Raw genomic sequence first — 17935 nt, 5'->3', positions numbered from 1 at the left:
TTGACGCAAAAAAATTTAAAGGATTAAATTCACCCTTTTTATAAATAAGAAACTTGTCATGTAGAACGCACTGTAAGGGGGCTTAGTATGGAATTCATTATAGCACTAATCATACTCATTATCGGATTAGTTGTGTACGGAATGTTTTCACGTAAAAAGATTTATCAAGAAATTGATCGCCTGGAAACGATCAAAGTCGAATTAGCAAATACGCCAGTTGCAGAGGAAATTTCAAAAGTAAAAGAATTGAACATGACAGGTCAAACTGAAGAGCTATTTGAACGTTGGCGTGAGCAGTGGGATGAAATTATATCAACTAATCTCCCGAAAATTGATAAAGAACTGTTTGAAACGGAAGAAGCAGCAGATAAATACCGATTTAAAAAAGCGAAGCAGTTATCTATACATATTGATCAAGCCTTAGAACAAACCAAGATAGATATTGAAAACATACTTACTGAACTTCAAAATTTAATTGGTAGCGAACAAGATAATCGATATGATATTGAGGAATTAAATCAGCTTCACCGCCATGTGAAAAAAAAATTGCTCGCACATCGGTATTCCTATGGAAATGCTGAAAAAACGTTAGAATACGCAATTAATACATCTAAAGAGCAGTTTAAAAAATACGAGGAAGAGACGATTAACGGAAACTATCTTCAAGCACGTGAGATTGTTCTTCAATTAAAAACTGATTTAACAGCTATTGATTCGTATTTAGAACAAATTCCAAAAGTGTTAGTTGAGTGTCAGACCACTCTTCCTGTTCAGTTCAATGAACTGCTTGACGGGTTCCGCGAAATGAGTGAGCAGGGATATGTGTTAGATCATCTGCAAGTAGAAGAAACGGTAGAGCTTTTAAAACAAGAAACTGCTGAAATTATTGCAGATATTGAAGAATTATATGTGGAAGAAGCGATTACAAAACTAGATGATGTTAATGAACGCTTAGAGCAGTTATATGACTCACTTGAGCATGAGGTTTTCTCCTATCATAAAATGAACCGTGAATCTCATACGGTATCTAACTTCCTTCGTATGCTTCAAGAACGAAACCGTGAACTTCGTGAAGAAACGCTATTTGTACAGCAAAGCTATCATTTTAAAGAGCGCGATTTAGACGTATATTATAAAATGGACCGCGAACTAAAACGATTAACTAACTTGTACTATAATATTTCGGACAAGGTAGCGGAGCATAATTTAGCCTACAGTGTGATCCAAGAAGAACTCGAAGACGTTTCCAAACAGCTTAACCAATTAAAAGAATCTCAGGAATCCTATAGCGATATGCTACAAGCTCTTCGCAAAGATGAGCTCTCAGCTAAGGACAAAATAGAAGAACTGAAATCTCAGTTGATTGAAGCACGACGCCTTATTCAAAAAAGCAACCTTCCCGGTGTTCCTGAAGAATATAAAGTTCAGCTTGAAAAAACGGTTCATATCTTAAATGAAGTAACCGCTAAGCTGAAAGAAAAACCGCTTAATATTCAAGCTGTTCAATCTTTACTTGAAGATGCTGTTGGTTTTGTTCAGGATACATTTGATGAAACAGAGGCAATGTTAGAAGAAGCGCGACTCGTTGAAAGAGTGATTCAATACGGTAACCGTTATAGAAGTACTCATCACTCGATTGCACAGTCTTTAGAAGAAGCAGAAGAAGCATTTCGTCATTATGAATATAAAGAAGCATTAAAACAGGCATCTGCAGCTATTGAGCAAGTGGACCCTGGTGCGCTTGATCGTATACAGCGTATTGTATCTTCACAGAGTTAAAAAGCTCGTGTCCAAAGGACACGAGCTTTTTTTTGACGCTTTTCTTTTCTATCTGTTTGATGATAACCTTCTGAAACACTAATAATATAGCCTACGAACGTGCCAGCAACTGTTGGGAAGGACCAGTCAACACCTTGGTTATAAAGTGGTAAATAGTTTTTGAAAAGATGGTCTATACTTGTTATGATTACTAAGGCAAAGCCTAATTTAAAAAAGTACCAAGGTGTGGTATGATAATACGTTGTTCCGAAAAAATGAAGAAGGGGGCGCGCATCCTTGATTTATTTAGATAATAGCGCTACAACAAAACCCTATAATGAAGTCATACAATCTTTTACGAAAGTAGCTACAACTTATTATGGCAATCCATCGTCCCTCCATCAATTTGGCGTGCAAGCGGAGAATTTGTTGAGCCGTTCACGTGAGCAAGTAGCAGAATTGCTGCACGTATCGTCAAATGAAATTATCTTTACATCAGGAGGAACAGAAGGGAATAATTTGGCTATTAAAGGCGTAGCGATGCAATATAAAAGCCGAGGTCAGCATATCATTACGACAAATATTGAACATGATTCCGTTCATGAACCATTTAAGCAGTTAGAAGCACTAGGATTTAACGTTACGTATGTTCCAGTAGATTCAAGTGGATTTGTTTCACCTGAGGCTATTGAGTCAGCTATTACGGATGAAACCATCTTAGTATCGGTTATGCATGTAAATAATGAAATTGGCACCATTCAGCCAATTGAAAAAATTGGACAAATGCTGATGAACTATTCGAAGGTGCTTTTTCATGTCGATCATGTGCAAGGGGTTGGAAAAGTTCCGCTTTCTTTAGCGGATCACAAAATTGATTTATGCACATTATCAGGACACAAAATTCATGGCTTAAAAGGGACGGGAATTTTATATAAGCGAAATGGAGTTCAGCTTCATCCCTTACTTAGCGGAGGCTCTCAGGAAATGCAGCATCGATCAGGCACGGAAAATGTGCCAGGAATTGTGGCATTTGCTAAAGCACTTCGTTTAACACTTGAACATGCAGCTCAGAATCAGCAAAAAATGCAGAAAATAAAAGCAGAACTGATAGACAAACTTTCTGCTCACGAAAGAATCACGATTAATACGCCGAATGAGCATTCGGCACCCCATATTATAAATTTTACAGCACAAGGTATTAAAGGTGAGGTTTTTGTTCACGCTCTTGAGGAAAAAGGAGTGTTTGTATCCACTACATCTGCTTGCTCATCAAAGCGAAAAAAGCCAAGTAAAACGCTTTTAGCCATCGGTAAAAATTATGAAGAAGCAGATCAGTCCATTCGTTTGAGCTTGTCCGGCTTAAATGATTATAATGAAGTAACGCCCATTGTAAATGCTATTTTCACAGTAATTGAAGATCTAAAGAAAGTAATGAGGTAAATGATCATGATATATAACCATATTTTAATTCGGTACGGAGAAATCTCAACTAAAGGACAAAACAGAAAGAAATTTGTTGCACAGTTAAGAAAAAACATTGTAACGGCTCTTAGTGCATTCAAAAACATTCACGTAAAATACACGAGAGACCGCATGTATATTCACTTAAACGGTGAAAATCACGAGCCTATTATTGAACGTCTTCAGCAAATCTTCGGTATTCAAAGCTTTAGTTTAGCATTAAAAGTTGAAAATGAGCTTGAAGCGATTCAAGAAGCAGCTTTAGAAGCAATGAAAGAATTTGATATAGCAGGAAAAACATTTAAAGTATCTACTCGGAGAGCGTACAAACAATTTCCTCTTGATACAAACGAATTGAATTATGCAGTAGGAAGTCATGTTCTTCGAAATACAGAGCATCTACAAGTAAACGTAAAAGAACCGAGCGTAAATGTACGAGTAGAAGTGAGAAGTGAAGCAACGTATATTACATGTTTTGATTATCGCGGAGCAGGAGGTCTTCCAGTTGGTACGAGTGGAAAAGCAATGCTGATGCTTTCTGGAGGGATCGACAGTCCGGTTGCAGGATACTTAGCAATGAAGCGAGGCTTGGAAATAGAAGCGGTTCATTTTTATAGCCCGCCTTTTACGAGTGAACGTTCTAAGCAAAAAGTAATTGATTTAACGCAAAAATTAACGGCTTATCACGAAAAAGTAAAGCTTCACATTGTACCGTTTACAGCTGTACAGCAAGCGATTCAAAAACAAATTCCAGAGAATTATACAATGACCTCTACACGCCGTATGATGCTTCGAATTACGGACCTTATTCGTGAAAAAAATGAATCGTTAGCTATCGTAACTGGCGACAGCTTAGGACAAGTAGCTAGTCAAACGGTTGAGAGCATGTATGCGATTAATGAAGTGACGAATACGCCAATTTTGCGTCCGCTTGTGACAATGGATAAAACGGAGATTGTAGAAATTGCCCGTAAAATTGATACACATGAAATTTCGAATCGTCCGTATGAAGACTGCTGTACAATTTTTACGCCAAGCTCACCAAAAACTAAGCCAAAGCGTGAAAAAATAAATCGATACGAACAATTTTATGATTTTGAAACATTAATTCAAGAAGCGGTAAATAATGTAGAAACGCTTGAGATGACAGCTTCTTCGGCTGCAAATACCGCAGACAATGTAGAAGATTTGTTTTAAAAGAAAAATTTCATAAAATTACCAAAAAAATAATGTATGATGCCATGTGTTTTGACACAATCTATATTCAACAAGGAGGTGAAAACACATGGCAAACACAAACAAATTAGTAGCTCCTGGTTCAGCAGCTGCTATCGACCAAATGAAATACGAAATCGCTTCTGAATTCGGTGTAAACCTTGGACCAGAAGCAACAGCTCGCGCTAACGGATCTGTTGGTGGAGAAATCACTAAACGCTTAGTTCAAATGGCTGAGCAACAACTTGGTGGTAAATAAGTCATATTAATTAAATAATGATGGCTAAAAAGAGTGGGGGAAACCCCACTCTTTTGTCTTGTTTGTTTTGTCACGTATAATAGAGACAAGATCAAGCTTTATAAAGTAAAGGAGATGTTGGCGATGGGGACTTTATTTTACGGCGGCAAAATATATACGATGCTAAAAGAAGATGAGTATGTAGAAAGCGTATATGTTGAGAAAGGATTCATTGAAGATATAGGTGCAGAAGAAGATTTAAGAATCAAATGGGGTGCTGTGATTGACAAAGAAGTACCCCTCAAAGGATATCCAATGTATCCGGGCTTTGTAGATAGCCATCTTCACTTAATTGGTCACGGTGAAAAGCTCCTTAGGCTTGATTTGTCTCAAGCTACTTCCAAGGAAGACGTGCTGATGCGCGTTCGGCAAAAAGTAGAGAGTACACCAAAAGGACAATGGGTAATTGGAGAAGGGTGGGATGAAAATCAGTGGGAAGATTCCTCTTTGATTCAGTATCAAGATCTTGATCAGCTTTCAACTGAACATCCTATTATGTTGAAGCGAGTCTGTCGTCACGGATTAGTAGTAAACGGGACTGCTCTTAAAATAGCGAGGATTACAGCTGAAACACGTGATCCGGAAGGAGGGATTATCCAGAGGGATGAAGCTGGAAATCCTACCGGTTTTTTGGCCGATCAAGCGCAAGAATTAGTAACGGCTCATATTCCTCAAGTATCAGAAGCCTACATTCGACAAGCGCTTTCAGTAGCCATCAAAGATTGTGTTCAGCACGGATTAACGGGTGGACATACGGAAGATTTAAATTATTATGGAGGCTTTTTGCGTACATATCAAGCATTTCAAGACGTTATTCATAAAGAAAAGCAGCTGTTTCGTGCTCATTTACTTGTTCATCATGAAGTTGTAAATGATATGTATACATACTGTGAAGGAAAGAAAGACACATCCGATTTTATTGAAATAGGACCAATGAAGATTTTTGCTGATGGTTCGCTCGGCAGTCAATCTGCGCTTTTAAGCTTTCCTTATAAAAGCGACCCTTCTACAAGAGGTGTAGCTATTCAATCACTAGATGAATTAAAGCAGCTAGTGAGGAAAGCGAGAGAATTGGGCATGACCGTTGCAATTCATGCGATTGGGGATTTAGCGTTTCAATATGTAGTGGAAAGCATCGAACAATATCCTCCTCAAACAGGGCAAAGGGATCGTATCATCCATGCGCAAATTCTACGAAAAGATTTAGTTGATCGTGTAAAAAAGCTTCCTGTTGTGCTGGATATTCAGCCTCGGTTTTTAGCCAGTGATTTTCCATGGGTCATTGAAAAAATTGGAGAAGAGCATTTAGACTATTGCTATGCGTGGAAAACGTTATTGGACGAGGGCGTTATGTGTGCAGGAGGATCAGATGCGCCTATTGAACCTATCAATCCAATGTTAACGATTCATGCAGCAGTTTCCAGGAAAACTTCTCCGAACAGCTCGGTCGTTTACACACCGTCTGAGCGACTGACTGTATTTGAAGCTGTTCAGCTGTTTACGTTAGGAAGCGCGCAGGCCATTCATCAAGAGCATAAAAAAGGATATGTTCAAAAGGGCTATGTAGCTGATTTTACCGTATTAGAAAGAGATCTGTTTGAGATACCTGTAGATGATATTCCAGGGGTACAGGTGCAGATGACTGCTATTGATGGAGAAATTGTATATCAAAAATAAAAAGCGCCCAAGGGCGCTTTTTATTATAGAAATGTACGCTTAACTCGTTGCCAGAAAGAGTTATCTTTCAGCTTAACTGTTTTAATTTGACGGTCGCTTAAACGAATTTGAATTTGATCAACTTGACGTGCATTTAATGCTTCATTATCAATTCCAATAATTGGATTGTGGTTGTTGTCATTGGATAATTTTAAAGTGAGCGTATGCTCAGCGCTTAGGATGAATGAAGACCCTAACGTACGATAGTTATTGTTATTTAACGATGCCAATTCGCTGACTTGCATGCAAGGGATTAATGGATCAACTACGGCTCCACTTACTGATTTGTTATAAGCCGTACTGCCTGTTGGTGTTGAAATAATCATCCCATCCCCACGGAATGTTTCAAAGTGATTTTCGTTAATAAAAACGTCTAGACTGAATGTTTTTATAACACCTGATCGAATGGAACATTCATTTAAGCAATAAAAAGAAGTTCCTTGATCAATTTGAGTTTGTAAAACGGGAAAGCGACGTACTTCTATATTTTCTGTCGTAATAGCTTCAATCATTTTATCCGTTTCATCAATATGAAAATCGCAGTAAAAGCTTAGTTGATCTGAAGTTGTGACGCCAGCATATAAGCAGTCATCTCGAAAGCCAGATTGACGGACAGCCTGCAAGAAAGCTCCGTCACCGCCAATACTTACAATGATGTTAGCGCTGTCGAAATTGTCTACTACATGGAAGTCATATTGTTTTGCAAGTTCAATAAGTGGACTTACGAGCGCTTTTGTTTCCTTGTTTTTTGGATGAAAGAAATAAACGTTGCGACGATTTGGCATAGATAGTTCCCCCTTGTTTGTCTGATATGTAAAATATTAGCGATAAAGTAAACTTTTTAAAAAAAGTTTGTTACAATAATTATAGCATTATTGCTTTAAGAATTAAAAGAATAATCTTTTAATTCTGACACCTAAAAAGGAGGATTTTCATGAACAAAAAAAGGTGGATTGCTCTTTTAATTGCGGCCTGCTTATTCATTTTTTCTGCGATTGTTAATATTGGTTTTTCAGTCAAAGAAGAAAAAGATGACGGTCTGGCAGGCATATTTGGAGGAGACGACAGTGAACTATCAGAAACAGTTATCGAAAAAGGGAGTGCAGCTAAGAAAATTGCAGTGCTAGAGGTCAATGGAACGATTCAAGATACAGGAAGCGGTTCCTCTCCGCTTATGTCCCAAAATGGTTATAACCACCAAGCGTTTTTAAAGCAGCTAGAGGCTGCAAAAAATGATAAGGCAGTTAAAGGAGTCATTATTAAGGTGAATTCACCGGGCGGCGGCGTCGTTGAAAGTGCTGAAATACATAAAAAAATTGAAGAGCTGAAGAAAGACACGAAAAAGCCAGTGTATATTTCAATGGGATCAATGGCTGCTTCAGGAGGCTATTACATTTCAACAGCTGCTACTAAAATCTATGCAATCCCTGACACTTTAACAGGTTCATTAGGTGTAATTATGCAAAGCGTTAACTACGGCAAGCTGGCTGATAAACTGGGAGTAGAATCTGTTGTTATTAAAAGCGGGGCTCATAAAGATATTATGTCTCCAACAAGAGAAATGACCGGAGAAGAAAAAGAAATTATGCAAACCCTTGTAGACAACTCGTACGATGGTTTCGTCAATGTTATCTCTGAAGGACGTCACCTGTCTAAAGAAAAAGTGCGTTCTATTGCAGATGGCCGAGTGTACGATGGACGTCAGGCTAAAGAGCTGAAGCTGGTCGATCAACTAGGCTATTTTGAAGATGCGGTAAAAGGAATGGAGAAAGATTACAAGTTAAAAGGTGCACAAGTAATTCAATACAATCAAGGATTCGGACTGCCTTCTTGGCTTTCGATGAGCATGCAAAAAGTGATTGGTGGAGATGAACAAGTCACCGCAATGTTAAAAACATTTGCGCAGCCAAGCTCTCCGCGCTTGATGTATTTATATGCAGAATAGAGGTGGGAACATGGAAAATCAGTCTCATTCAACTGAATCAAACAATAATATAAAACATGAGCCAGCGGTAGGTGCTCCAATAGGTAGTGAATTTCATTATGCAGGCTTCTGGATGCGCTTTTGGGCATATCTTTTGGATCTAGCTGTGGTAGCTAGCTTGAACTCCCTGCTGATCAAGCCCATTTTCCATTTAGCAGATATTCCTCAAGGAGATGGATTTTTTCTCCCTATACGATTGTAACGGTGATTATCTTTTATGGTTATTTTGTATTAATGACCAAGTATTTTGGACAAACGCTTGGAAAGATGGTGTTTGGGCTTAAAGTAGTATCGCTGAAAGACTCCACTTTAACTTGGCCTGTTGTGCTGTTTCGTGAAGGAGTTGGACGTTATATTTCTAAAACAGTTTTTTTACTTGGCTATTTATTAGTTGCTTTTTTACCTAAAAAGCAAGGAGCGCATGATTACTACGCAGATACAACCGTCATACATGAAGGTACAATAAGCAGATAATAAAAAGAGGCTGGGACAAAAGGGTTTTAGACGAAGTGAAAAACGCACCACTGATCAAGATTTTTGATTAGTGGTGCGTTTTTTTTGTTAGGGTAAACGCAGGTTTCATTTGCGTAGATCCTTCTAGCAGCTGATTGGATTCATTTCGTTATGTCTCAACCTCTTTTTATTGTTTTCATAAGGTTTAATATTCTCTGTTTTGGAGATAATGTGAAGCTAAGAAGGAGTGAAGGATGTGCTATGGCTTTTATGGATATTGCTAGCACTTTTAATTGTTATTGTACTTATTGTATGGACAAAAATCACGCTATTTGTAGAGCTTCATCATGTCCGAGATAACGATTATTACAGAGTGAGACTCAGAGCTTGGTTCGGTCTTATTCGCTATACATATGAAATTCCGGTAGTGAAAGTAAAAAAAGATTCTCCACGTTTGCTTATTGAAAAGAAAAAAGGAATGGGTGATCAAGGAAAAGAAGACGAGAATTCATGGAGTGATTATTCTGTAGAAGACGGACTAAGCATGTTAGAAAATGCGAAGCAATTCCTTGAACAGGTAGTCGGTTTTCATAAAATTTTTCGTCGTTTCTTACAGAAAGTGACGGTAAGGGATATTAGATGGCACAGCCGTTTCGGCTTAGGTGATGCTGCGTTAACAGGCGTACTTACCGGGGCTGTATGGTCTGCAAAGGGGGGCATAGTTGGTATAATCAGCCGTTATATGAAACTAAAAGATATGCCTGTAATGAGCGTTACTCCTGTATTTCAACATCTTTGGTCAGAAACGGTATTTGAGTGCATAATTTCTTTTCGAGTTGGTCAAGCTATGCTAGTAGGTTTACGGACCTTGAGATACTGGCGGCATACGTCCAAAAAGCGTCGCAAAAGATGGAAGTCGTCAAATAAGAACAAGACACACTCTGTAAAAACATAAGGAGGTTATCTTAATGGCAGAACATCCAATTAAAAGTTTGATGTCGACAGCTATGGAGAATTTAAAGGAAATGATTGATGTTAATACAATCATTGGTGATCCTGTAGAAACACCTGATGGCAGCGTTATTTTAACTGTCTCAAAAGTAGGTTTTGGTTTTGCAGCCGGCGGAAGCGAGTTTGGAGTAGAAGGACATGCACCATCTTCTCCGGGGCAGCATCAGCAAGAATCAGGTCATCCATTTGGCGGAGGTAGCGGTGGCGGTGTATCAATTACGCCAATTGCCTTTTTAATTGTAAGTGGAAGCGGAATTAAAATGCTTCACCTTAATGAAAGTACACATTTATATGAAAAGATTTTAGATACAGCACCTCAAGCCATTGAACGCGTACAGCAAATGTTCAAGCGAAATAACCATCAGCAGGATCATAATCAACAAAATCAGCATCATGACGGTGCAAATGATTTTAATTTGTAAAGATAAACTAAAGCTTTGCTTGCTTCTTTGAACGATAAAAGAAACAAGCAAAGCTTTTTTTTATTGGGCATGTTTTCTAGCATACAGCGCTATATTATGTATGTCATTTAATTGCAATATAGAGACAGACAAGCTAATATGAACAGTGTACATACTTATTTAAAGGAGGAATTATTCGTGACTAAATTTAAAGGTAACGATGTAACATTATTAGGAAATCAAGTAAAGGTTGGAGACAAGGCGCCAAACTTTACCGTTTTAGCAAATGATTTATCAGAAGTAACGCTTGACAGCACAAAGGGTTCTGTTCGCCTAATTAGTGTAGTTCCTTCTATTGATACTGGAGTTTGTGATGCGCAAACTCGCCGCTTCAACGAAGAAGCAGCTAAATTAGATAACGTAAAAGTATTAACAGTGAGCGTAGATTTACCGTTTGCTCAAAAGCGCTGGTGTGGTGCTAATGGCATTGATAATGTTCAAACGCTATCTGACCACCGCGACTTATCTTTCGGCGAAGCATATGGTGTAGCTATCCAAGAATTACGCTTATTGGCTCGTTCAATCTTTGTAGTAGACTCAAATGACAACGTAACGTATGTTGAGTACTTACCAGAAGTAACTGAGCATCCGAACTACGAAGCAGCAATCGAAGCAGCTAAAGCAGCTAAGTAAGATTGTCCATGAGGTTCGGCAGAAGGCGGAAAACAATGTTTTTCGCCTTCTTTGTGTTTTAAGAAGCTTTTATGATAAAATATGATGTTCCAAATAGGACGTTTACTCATTTATATAGATATTATTTCATCACACAGGAGGCAGAATATGAGTCAATTAGCTAGTATGGAAAAGCTATTTGGTGTAATTGATCAAACAGCTATTATTTTAAGAAAAGAACTAAACTGCGTATATTTAGAAGCAGTAGCTGAAACGGGAGAAAACTTGTTTCAAGGAACTATTTTGCAAGAAGAGCTAGATGAGGTAACCAAAAAACGTTTAAAAAAAGAATACGATTCAATCACACTTGATCATTTTGAGAAAGAAACGATTCGAAAAGCATATCAGCTAGCTATTTTAAAAGGGATGAAAGAAGCAGTTCAGCCTAACCACCAAATGACGCCTGATGCTGTAGGACTATTTGTCAGCTATTTAGTTGGAAAATTCATGGCAGGAAAAGATAAATATACGCTTTTAGATCCAGCAGTAGGAGCTGGAAACTTATTAACAACAATTTTAAATACACACGCTGCGTCAATTGAACATGTATACGGTGTAGATGTGGATGATTTATTACTTCAATTGACATATGTAAATGCAAACTTACAGAAGCACGGCGTTCAATTATTTAATCAAGACAGCTTACAGCCGCTTTTTATTGATCCTGTTGATTTAGTTGTCTGTGACCTGCCGGTTGGTTATTATCCAAACGATGAAGGGGCAAAAGAGTATAAAGTAAGAGCTGAAGAAGGTCATACCTATGCTCATCACTTATTCATTGAACAAAGCTTGCGCCATGTAAAAGACGGAGGATACGTAATTGCTCTTATTCCAAATAACTTGTTCGAATCTGAACAGTCGCATTTATTACAGCCGCTGCTAAAAGAGGAGGCAATCGTTCAAGGAATCGTTCAGCTGCCGCTTTCAATGTTCAAACAAGAGCAGGCTGCTAAGAGTATTATCATTCTTCAAAAGCAGGGAGAAGGGGTAATAGTGCCTGATCAAGCGCTACTTGTGAATTTGCCGAAGTTCAGTAATCGAGAAGCAATGAGTGATATTATGGCTCAAATGGACCAATGGTTCCGCGTTAATAAAAAGTAAGTCTTTTTCGAAAATAATGAATATTTTTCGGTAGCGTTTTCATGGTGTATAGCTCTTGAAATCTATTGTCGTGAATGATTAAATGAATAAGGATAGAAATCGTGTCGAAATGCATAGAATATTGTAGAGATTACACTTTTATGTTCTGTTCGTTATGTTTATGATGCACGTATAATAAAGAAGGAGCTGTTTTTTTATGTCAAAAATCATGGCAATCAACGCCGGCAGTTCTTCACTTAAGTTTCAATTATTTGAAATGCCAAGTGAGACGGTATTAACAAAAGGTTTAGTAGAACGAATTGGTTTAGATAACGCTGTTTTCACGATCTCGGTAAATGGTGAAAAACAAACGGATATTACAGAAATCCCTGACCATGCTGTTGCAGTTAAAATTTTAGTTGAAAAGTTACTTTCTCAAAACATCATTCAATCATACGATGAAATCACTGGTGTAGGTCACCGTGTAGTACACGGCGGAGAGAAGTTTGCTGACTCTGTTTTAATCACAGATGAAACACTAGCGGAAATTGAAGCTTTATCTGATTTAGCACCGCTTCACAACCCAGCAAACATTGTGGGAATTAAAGCGTTCCAAGATATTCTGCCAAATGTTCCAGCTGTAGCAGTCTTCGATACAGCATTCCATCAAACAATGCCAGAAAAATCATTCTTGTACAGCTTACCGTACGAGTACTATGAAAAGTATGGCGTTCGTAAATACGGTTTCCACGGCACATCTCATAAATATGTTTCTGAGCGTGCAGCTGAGCTTCTTGGACGCCCAATTGAACAATTACGCTTAATTTCTTGTCACTTAGGTAACGGTGCAAGTATTGCTGCAATTGAAGGCGGAAAGTCAATTGATACATCAATGGGCTTCACACCATTAGCTGGTGTAGCAATGGGAACTCGTTCAGGTAACATTGATCCTGCATTAATTCCATTTATTATGGAGAAAACAGGAAAAACTGCTGACGAAGTATTAAATGTATTAAATAAAGAAAGTGGTCTTTTAGGTGTATCTGGTATTTCTAGTGACCTACGCGATCTAATCAAAGCAAGCGCTGAAGGCAATGAACGCGCTGAAACAGCACTTGAAGTATTTGCTAGCCGTATTCATAAATATATCGGTTCTTATGCTGCTCGTATGTCTGGTGTAGATGCAATCATCTTCACAGCAGGTATTGGAGAAAACAGTGATGTTGTACGTGCTCGCGTTCTTCGCGGGTTAGAGTTCATGGGCGTTTATTGGGATCCAGCTTTAAATAGTGTACAAGGAGAAGAAGCATTTATTAGCTACCCTCATTCTCCAGTTAAAGTTATGGTTATTCCGACAGACGAAGAAGTTATGATTGCACGTGACGTTACTCGTTTAGCGAATATTTAAGTTCATAAAGTGCCTCTTCAATGCATGAATTCTCATAAATTGTCAGGCAAACTAACGAAAAGCTGATTTCCTTGTTAGGAAATCAGCTTTTTTATATAGCGTAAGTAGCTGACGATTGAAAGAAGGTTTACAACGTATAGAAGAAAGAAATAATATAGGAAGCAAAATGTAACGGATGCATTATTTGTTATAATAAAAATAAAACTACTTATTTCTTGAAAGGGTGACATGATGATACTAACGAATCGCGAAGAACAGCTTTTAGAAGAAATCTATAAATGGGAAGAGAGCTTACAGAGCGTAGAAGCAACTGAGATGGAGTTATTGTACGAAGAGTGGTTAGAAAAAGGGCTTAACTTAATTCCAGCTTCTGTTCGTGAGACCTATTTACATAAAATTGATGAGGGACTCTTTCAGTTAACTGCATTAATTCAAGGTACGGAAATGCAAACTCAAGCGACAAAACGAATTATTGAAACGGCCCGTGTATTCAAAGAAGATATCACAGATCTGTCAGAATTGAATTCCCTTCAAGTAGATCAGCTTTCTTATATATGCGAACAGCAAATGGCCAAGCTTCGGTTGTATGCGCTGAGTCAAGGAGCACTTTCAGGAACCGGCCAATCGCTGCTAGTCGGTATTGATATACCCGCTGTTTTATGCATGAATATTCAAGCAGTGCAACAGGCAGCAATGAGCTACGGCTATCATATCCAGACTCCTTCAGAGCTTATGCTAACGCTAAAAGTTTTTCATGCCGCAACGTTACCTAGACATCTTCAGGCTGAGGGGTGGCATCAATTAAAGAGTGAGCTAAGCCAAGAATTTGACCCGTATTTTTATGAAGGTGTTGATCAAATTGTAGATAAGACGTGGCTGCAAAAAATCGTTGTGCAAATTGGAAAAACGCTAGCTATATTTGCTGCGAAGCGAAAAGTTTATAATCGTTTGCCAATTGTGAGTATGATGGTTGGCGGAGGGATGAATTATCGAATGGCCAAACAAGTGACAGATTATGCGAAGCGCTTTTACCAATACCGCTATTTACTGGATAAAAAAAACGAGTCTCATTAATTTTTCATGAGACTCGTTTTTTTTGTCTATCCGTGAACTTTTTTTGATATTTCCTCATTTGTTCGATACCAAATCCACAAATCATTAATAATAGAAGCAAGTTCTCCTATCTCGCTATTTAATTCACAGGAGCGGATAAAATTAGTCTCATCTTCTAACGCCGCTTGTTTTTGATTAATCCTCTTTTCTACAGATTGAATTTTGTCTGGAATCTGCCCCCGAATGGATTCCCATGTTAGGAGGATATCCTGCTGAACTTTTTCAGAATAGAATGTCCATTCTCTTTCGAGAGCAGGAATTTTTATACCGAGTCTGTTGTCATAAGTAAAAAAGCGCTCCATTTTTTCACCTCTTTCCTTCCATTTTATACAATGACAAAAGCCAGATCTACCGTAAGTGAAAAATAAATCATTTATACTTGATTTATGCATATAAATATACACGGCGTTTAAGACAGGAATATTCATTCACGTCTATTTTTAAAGTATTTTAAGAGCTTTTATCCTATTAAATTAAAAAAAACGTGAATTTATATACTTTTTTTTGAATAACTATTGAAAATAGATTAAAAAGTTGTTAAAGTAATAGTAGATTAAATGAATAAAAATTAAAACGGTTGTATTAATATATATATAATTTGTAGGAGGAATAGATGATGAGTAATCCAAAAGTTGTTTTAGCATATTCCGGAGGTTTAGATACATCAGTTGCAATTAAGTGGCTTCAAGAAAAAGGGTACGATGTGGTAGCGTGCTGTTTAGACGTAGGCGAAGGAAAAGATTTAAAATTCGTTAAAGAAAAAGCATTAACAGTTGGAGCGGTATCATCATATGTGATTGATGCAAAAGAAGAATATGCTAATACATTTGCATTAGCAGCACTTCAAGCCCACACATTATATGAAGGGAAATATCCATTAGTATCTGCACTATCTAGACCGCTAATCGCTAAAAAGCTTGTAGAAGTAGCAGAACAAGAAAATGCAGTAGCTGTCGCACATGGATGTACGGGAAAAGGAAATGACCAAGTGCGTTTCGAAGTATCAATTAAAGCATTAAATCCACACTTAGAGGTTTTAGCTCCTGTTCGTGACTGGAAATGGTCTCGTGAAGAAGAAATCGAGTATGCAAAAGAAAAGAATATTCCAATTCCAATTAACTTAGACAGCCCATTTTCAATTGACCAAAACTTATGGGGAAGAAGTAACGAGTGCGGCGTGCTTGAAGATCCTTGGGCAGCTCCACCTGAAGAAGCATATGACCTAACGGCTTCTCTTGAAAACACTCCGGACACAGCCGATGTAGTAGAAATTGAATTCGTTGAAGGTGTTCCAGTAGCATTAAATGGCCAATCTTACACGCTAGCTCAGTTAATTCTAGAATTGAATGAAATTGCAGGTAAGCACGGAGTGGGACGTATTGATCATGTAGAAAATCGTCTTGTGGGAATCAAATCACGTGAAGTATATGAGTGTCCAGCTGCTATGACATTAATTAAAGCGCACAAAGAGCTTGAAGATTTAACATTAGTGAAAGAAGTAGCGCACTTCAAACCAGTCATTGAGAAAAAATTAACAGAAGTTATCTACGAAGGTTTATGGTTCTCTCCATTAACAAATTCACTGCTGGCATTCTTAAAAGACACGCAGCAATATGTGAACGGAACAGTGAGAGTAAAACTGTTTAAAGGGCATGCTATCGTAGAGGGACGTAAATCTCCTAATTCTTTATACAATGAAAAACTTGCAACATATACAAAAGAAGATGAATTTGATCACAATGCAGCAGTTGGTTTTATCTCATTATGGGGTCTTCCAACACAAGTGAGCAGCATGGTAAATCAAAAGAAGGTGACAACGGTATGACCAAACTTTGGGGAGGGCGTTTTACGAAACGCCCTGAACAATGGATTGACGAGTTCGGTGCGTCAATTTCATTTGATCAGCATCTTGTAGAAGAAGATATTGAAGGCAGTTTAGCACATGTAACAATGCTTGAGAAATGCAACATTCTTTCTGGAGATGAAGCGTCACAAATTAAAAAAGGCCTTCAAACACTGCTTGAAAAAGCTAAGAAGAAAGAATTAACATTTTCTGCTCAATATGAAGATATTCATTTGAATTTAGAAAAGCTATTAATTGATGAAATTGGTCCGGTTGGAGGAAAGCTTCATACGGGTCGAAGCCGTAATGATCAAGTTGCTACAGATATGCACTTATATTTAAAAAAGCATGTTCAGCAAATTGTAGGACTGATCGAAAATCTAGAAGATGTGCTGCTTACAAAAGCAGATCAGCATGTCGAAACTATTTTTCCAGGCTACACACATTTACAGCGCGCGCAGCCGGTTTCTTTTGCTCATCATTTAATGGCTTATGTTTCAATGTTTAAGCGTGATGCAGAGCGTTATGCGGAATCACTAAAGCGTATTGATTTATCTCCTTTAGGGGCAGGAGCTTTAGCTGGTACGACATTTCCAATTGATCGTCATTACAGCGCGGAGCTTCTAGGCTTTAATGGGATTTATCAAAACAGTATGGATGCTGTCAGCGACCGTGACTTTATTTTAGAGTTTTTAAGCAACAGTTCTATTTTAATGATGCATTTATCTCGTTTTTGTGAAGAGTTAATTTTATGGTCTAGTCAAGAGTTTCAATTTATTGAAATGGATGATACGTACGCAACAGGCAGCAGTATTATGCCTCAAAAGAAAAATCCTGATATGGCGGAGTTAATTCGTGGTAAAACAGGACGAGTATATGGTCATTTATTTAGCTTATTGACTGTATTAAAAGGCACGCCTTTAACATACAACAAAGACCTGCAAGAAGATAAAGAAGGCATGTTCGATACGGTTACAACGATTGAAGGATGTTTGACCATTTTTGCTGGCATGATCGAAACAATGACAGTAAAAACAAATGTGATGGAAAAAGCTACGAAACAAGATTTTTCAAATGCAACGGAGTTAGCTGACTATCTTGCTTCAAAAGGTATGCCGTTTCGTGAAGCACATGAAGTGGTTGGGAAACTAGTTCTCGTTTGTATTCAGAAAAATATCTACCTAATGGATTTGCCGCTTGAGCAATATAAAGAAGCGTCAGATTTATTCGAGGAAGACATCTACCATGTATTGAGTCCAAAAACAGCTGTTAATCGCCGCAATAGCGCGGGAGGAACAGGGTTTGAACAAGTAAAAAAAGCAATTCAGCTAGCTAAAGATGAATTGCATGAAAAAACATCGATATAAAAAATTATCAAAACGCCCGCAGAAAAATCTGCGGGCGTTTTTTGATGTGAGATAAATGGTATAACTAGAGCATTTAAGAAGAAAATAGAAAAGAT

At 37.9% G+C, this 17935-nt stretch carries 16 protein-coding genes and 1 pseudogene; 15 read left to right on the top strand and 2 right to left on the bottom strand.

Features of this window, described 5'->3' with window-relative positions; genetic code table 11:
• The first annotated feature begins 87 nt into the window (after window positions 1-87).
• The 5 genes from ezrA (at window position 88) to N178_RS05925 (ending at window position 6409) form a co-directional block, all read left to right on the top strand.
• A complete protein-coding gene (gene ezrA, locus N178_RS05945; protein WP_013059480.1) occupies window positions 88-1779 on the top strand; it encodes a septation ring formation regulator EzrA in 1692 nt (563 codons plus the stop codon).
• A gap of 276 nt (window positions 1780-2055) precedes the next feature.
• Complete coding sequence (locus tag N178_RS05940; protein WP_045291219.1) at window positions 2056-3198, top strand: cysteine desulfurase family protein; 1143 nt, start codon at window positions 2056-2058, stop codon at window positions 3196-3198.
• 6 nt (window positions 3199-3204) lie between these two features.
• A complete protein-coding gene (gene thiI / locus N178_RS05935) occupies window positions 3205-4416 on the top strand; it encodes a tRNA uracil 4-sulfurtransferase ThiI (RefSeq protein ID WP_045291217.1) in 1212 nt (403 codons plus the stop codon).
• 88 nt (window positions 4417-4504) lie between these two features.
• A complete protein-coding gene (locus N178_RS05930; protein WP_013059477.1) occupies window positions 4505-4693 on the top strand; it encodes an alpha/beta-type small acid-soluble spore protein in 189 nt (62 codons plus the stop codon).
• A gap of 123 nt (window positions 4694-4816) precedes the next feature.
• The gene (locus tag N178_RS05925) at window positions 4817-6409 is read left to right on the top strand and encodes an amidohydrolase (RefSeq protein ID WP_045291215.1); all 1593 of its coding nucleotides are present in this window, start codon (window positions 4817-4819) and stop codon (window positions 6407-6409) included.
• A 23-nt stretch (window positions 6410-6432) separates the two neighbouring features.
• Here N178_RS05925 and N178_RS05920 read toward each other — a convergent pair whose 3' ends face one another.
• Window positions 6433-7233 carry an NAD kinase gene (locus tag N178_RS05920; RefSeq protein WP_045291213.1) on the bottom strand — a complete coding sequence of 267 codons (801 nt, stop codon included), beginning with the start codon at window positions 7231-7233 and terminating at the stop codon, window positions 6433-6435.
• A gap of 149 nt (window positions 7234-7382) precedes the next feature.
• On the opposite strand from N178_RS05920, the gene sppA reads away from it, so the two are divergent.
• The 8 genes and pseudogenes from sppA to N178_RS05880 all read left to right on the top strand — a co-directional run bounded on the left by sppA (window position 7383) and on the right by N178_RS05880 (window position 14591).
• A complete protein-coding gene (sppA, locus tag N178_RS05915; RefSeq protein WP_045291211.1) occupies window positions 7383-8393 on the top strand; it encodes a signal peptide peptidase SppA in 1011 nt (336 codons plus the stop codon).
• Window positions 8394-8403: 10 nt separating this feature from the next.
• Window positions 8404-8906 (top strand): annotated as a pseudogene (locus tag N178_RS05910) (RDD family protein).
• 235 nt (window positions 8907-9141) lie between these two features.
• A complete protein-coding gene (locus N178_RS05905) occupies window positions 9142-9840 on the top strand; it encodes a DUF2953 domain-containing protein (RefSeq protein ID WP_045291209.1) in 699 nt (232 codons plus the stop codon).
• A gap of 13 nt (window positions 9841-9853) precedes the next feature.
• Window positions 9854-10318 carry a GerW family sporulation protein gene (gene ytfJ, locus N178_RS05900; RefSeq protein ID WP_013085211.1) on the top strand — a complete coding sequence of 155 codons (465 nt, stop codon included), beginning with the start codon at window positions 9854-9856 and terminating at the stop codon, window positions 10316-10318.
• 177 nt (window positions 10319-10495) lie between these two features.
• Complete coding sequence (tpx, locus tag N178_RS05895; RefSeq protein WP_028411797.1) at window positions 10496-10990, top strand: thiol peroxidase; 495 nt, start codon at window positions 10496-10498, stop codon at window positions 10988-10990.
• A 147-nt stretch (window positions 10991-11137) separates the two neighbouring features.
• Window positions 11138-12130 (top strand): class I SAM-dependent methyltransferase, encoded by a 993-nt coding sequence (locus N178_RS05890; RefSeq protein ID WP_045291205.1) that lies wholly within the window; start codon window positions 11138-11140, stop codon window positions 12128-12130.
• A gap of 196 nt (window positions 12131-12326) precedes the next feature.
• A complete protein-coding gene (locus N178_RS05885; protein WP_013059468.1) occupies window positions 12327-13517 on the top strand; it encodes an acetate kinase in 1191 nt (396 codons plus the stop codon).
• Window positions 13518-13745: 228 nt separating this feature from the next.
• Entirely contained in the window at window positions 13746-14591 is an 846-nt protein-coding gene (locus N178_RS05880) for an EcsC family protein (protein WP_237758411.1), read from the top strand.
• A gap of 26 nt (window positions 14592-14617) precedes the next feature.
• Here the strand turns inward: N178_RS05880 and N178_RS05875 are convergent, their stop codons facing one another.
• Entirely contained in the window at window positions 14618-14932 is a 315-nt protein-coding gene (locus tag N178_RS05875) for a hypothetical protein (protein WP_028411794.1), read from the bottom strand.
• Between the two features lie 314 nt (window positions 14933-15246).
• On the opposite strand from N178_RS05875, the gene N178_RS05870 reads away from it, so the two are divergent.
• Both N178_RS05870 and argH read left to right on the top strand, forming a co-directional pair.
• Window positions 15247-16455, top strand: a complete 1209-nt coding sequence (locus N178_RS05870) for an argininosuccinate synthase (protein ID WP_033579611.1) — start codon at window positions 15247-15249, stop codon at window positions 16453-16455.
• Complete coding sequence (gene argH, locus N178_RS05865; protein WP_045291201.1) at window positions 16452-17840, top strand: argininosuccinate lyase; 1389 nt, start codon at window positions 16452-16454, stop codon at window positions 17838-17840. Before N178_RS05870 ends, argH begins: the two co-directional genes overlap by 4 nt.
• Window positions 17841-17935: the final 95 nt, after the last annotated feature.

It is taken from the genome of Priestia aryabhattai B8W22 (assembly GCF_000956595.1).
In the GTDB taxonomy this organism is placed as follows: Bacteria; Bacillota; Bacilli; order Bacillales; family Bacillaceae_H; genus Priestia; species Priestia aryabhattai.
This window is presented reverse-complemented; position numbering and strand designations above follow the sequence as displayed.

Coding starts and splice junctions, on each gene's coding strand:
- N178_RS05930 (WP_013059477.1), top strand. CDS start 4,505: ATGGCAAACACAAACAAATTAGTAGCTCCTGGTTCAGCAGCTGCTATC.
- N178_RS05885 (WP_013059468.1), top strand. CDS start 12,327: ATGTCAAAAATCATGGCAATCAACGCCGGCAGTTCTTCACTTAAGTTT.
- N178_RS05875 (WP_028411794.1), bottom strand. CDS start 14,932: ATGGAGCGCTTTTTTACTTATGACAACAGACTCGGTATAAAAATTCCT.
- N178_RS05890 (WP_045291205.1), top strand. CDS start 11,138: ATGAGTCAATTAGCTAGTATGGAAAAGCTATTTGGTGTAATTGATCAA.
- argH (WP_045291201.1), top strand. CDS start 16,452: ATGACCAAACTTTGGGGAGGGCGTTTTACGAAACGCCCTGAACAATGG.
- ytfJ (WP_013085211.1), top strand. CDS start 9,854: ATGGCAGAACATCCAATTAAAAGTTTGATGTCGACAGCTATGGAGAAT.
- N178_RS05870 (WP_033579611.1), top strand. CDS start 15,247: ATGAGTAATCCAAAAGTTGTTTTAGCATATTCCGGAGGTTTAGATACA.
- N178_RS05920 (WP_045291213.1), bottom strand. CDS start 7,233: ATGCCAAATCGTCGCAACGTTTATTTCTTTCATCCAAAAAACAAGGAA.
- N178_RS05925 (WP_045291215.1), top strand. CDS start 4,817: ATGGGGACTTTATTTTACGGCGGCAAAATATATACGATGCTAAAAGAA.
- N178_RS05880 (WP_237758411.1), top strand. CDS start 13,746: ATGATGATACTAACGAATCGCGAAGAACAGCTTTTAGAAGAAATCTAT.
- sppA (WP_045291211.1), top strand. CDS start 7,383: ATGAACAAAAAAAGGTGGATTGCTCTTTTAATTGCGGCCTGCTTATTC.
- ezrA (WP_013059480.1), top strand. CDS start 88: ATGGAATTCATTATAGCACTAATCATACTCATTATCGGATTAGTTGTG.
- thiI (WP_045291217.1), top strand. CDS start 3,205: ATGATATATAACCATATTTTAATTCGGTACGGAGAAATCTCAACTAAA.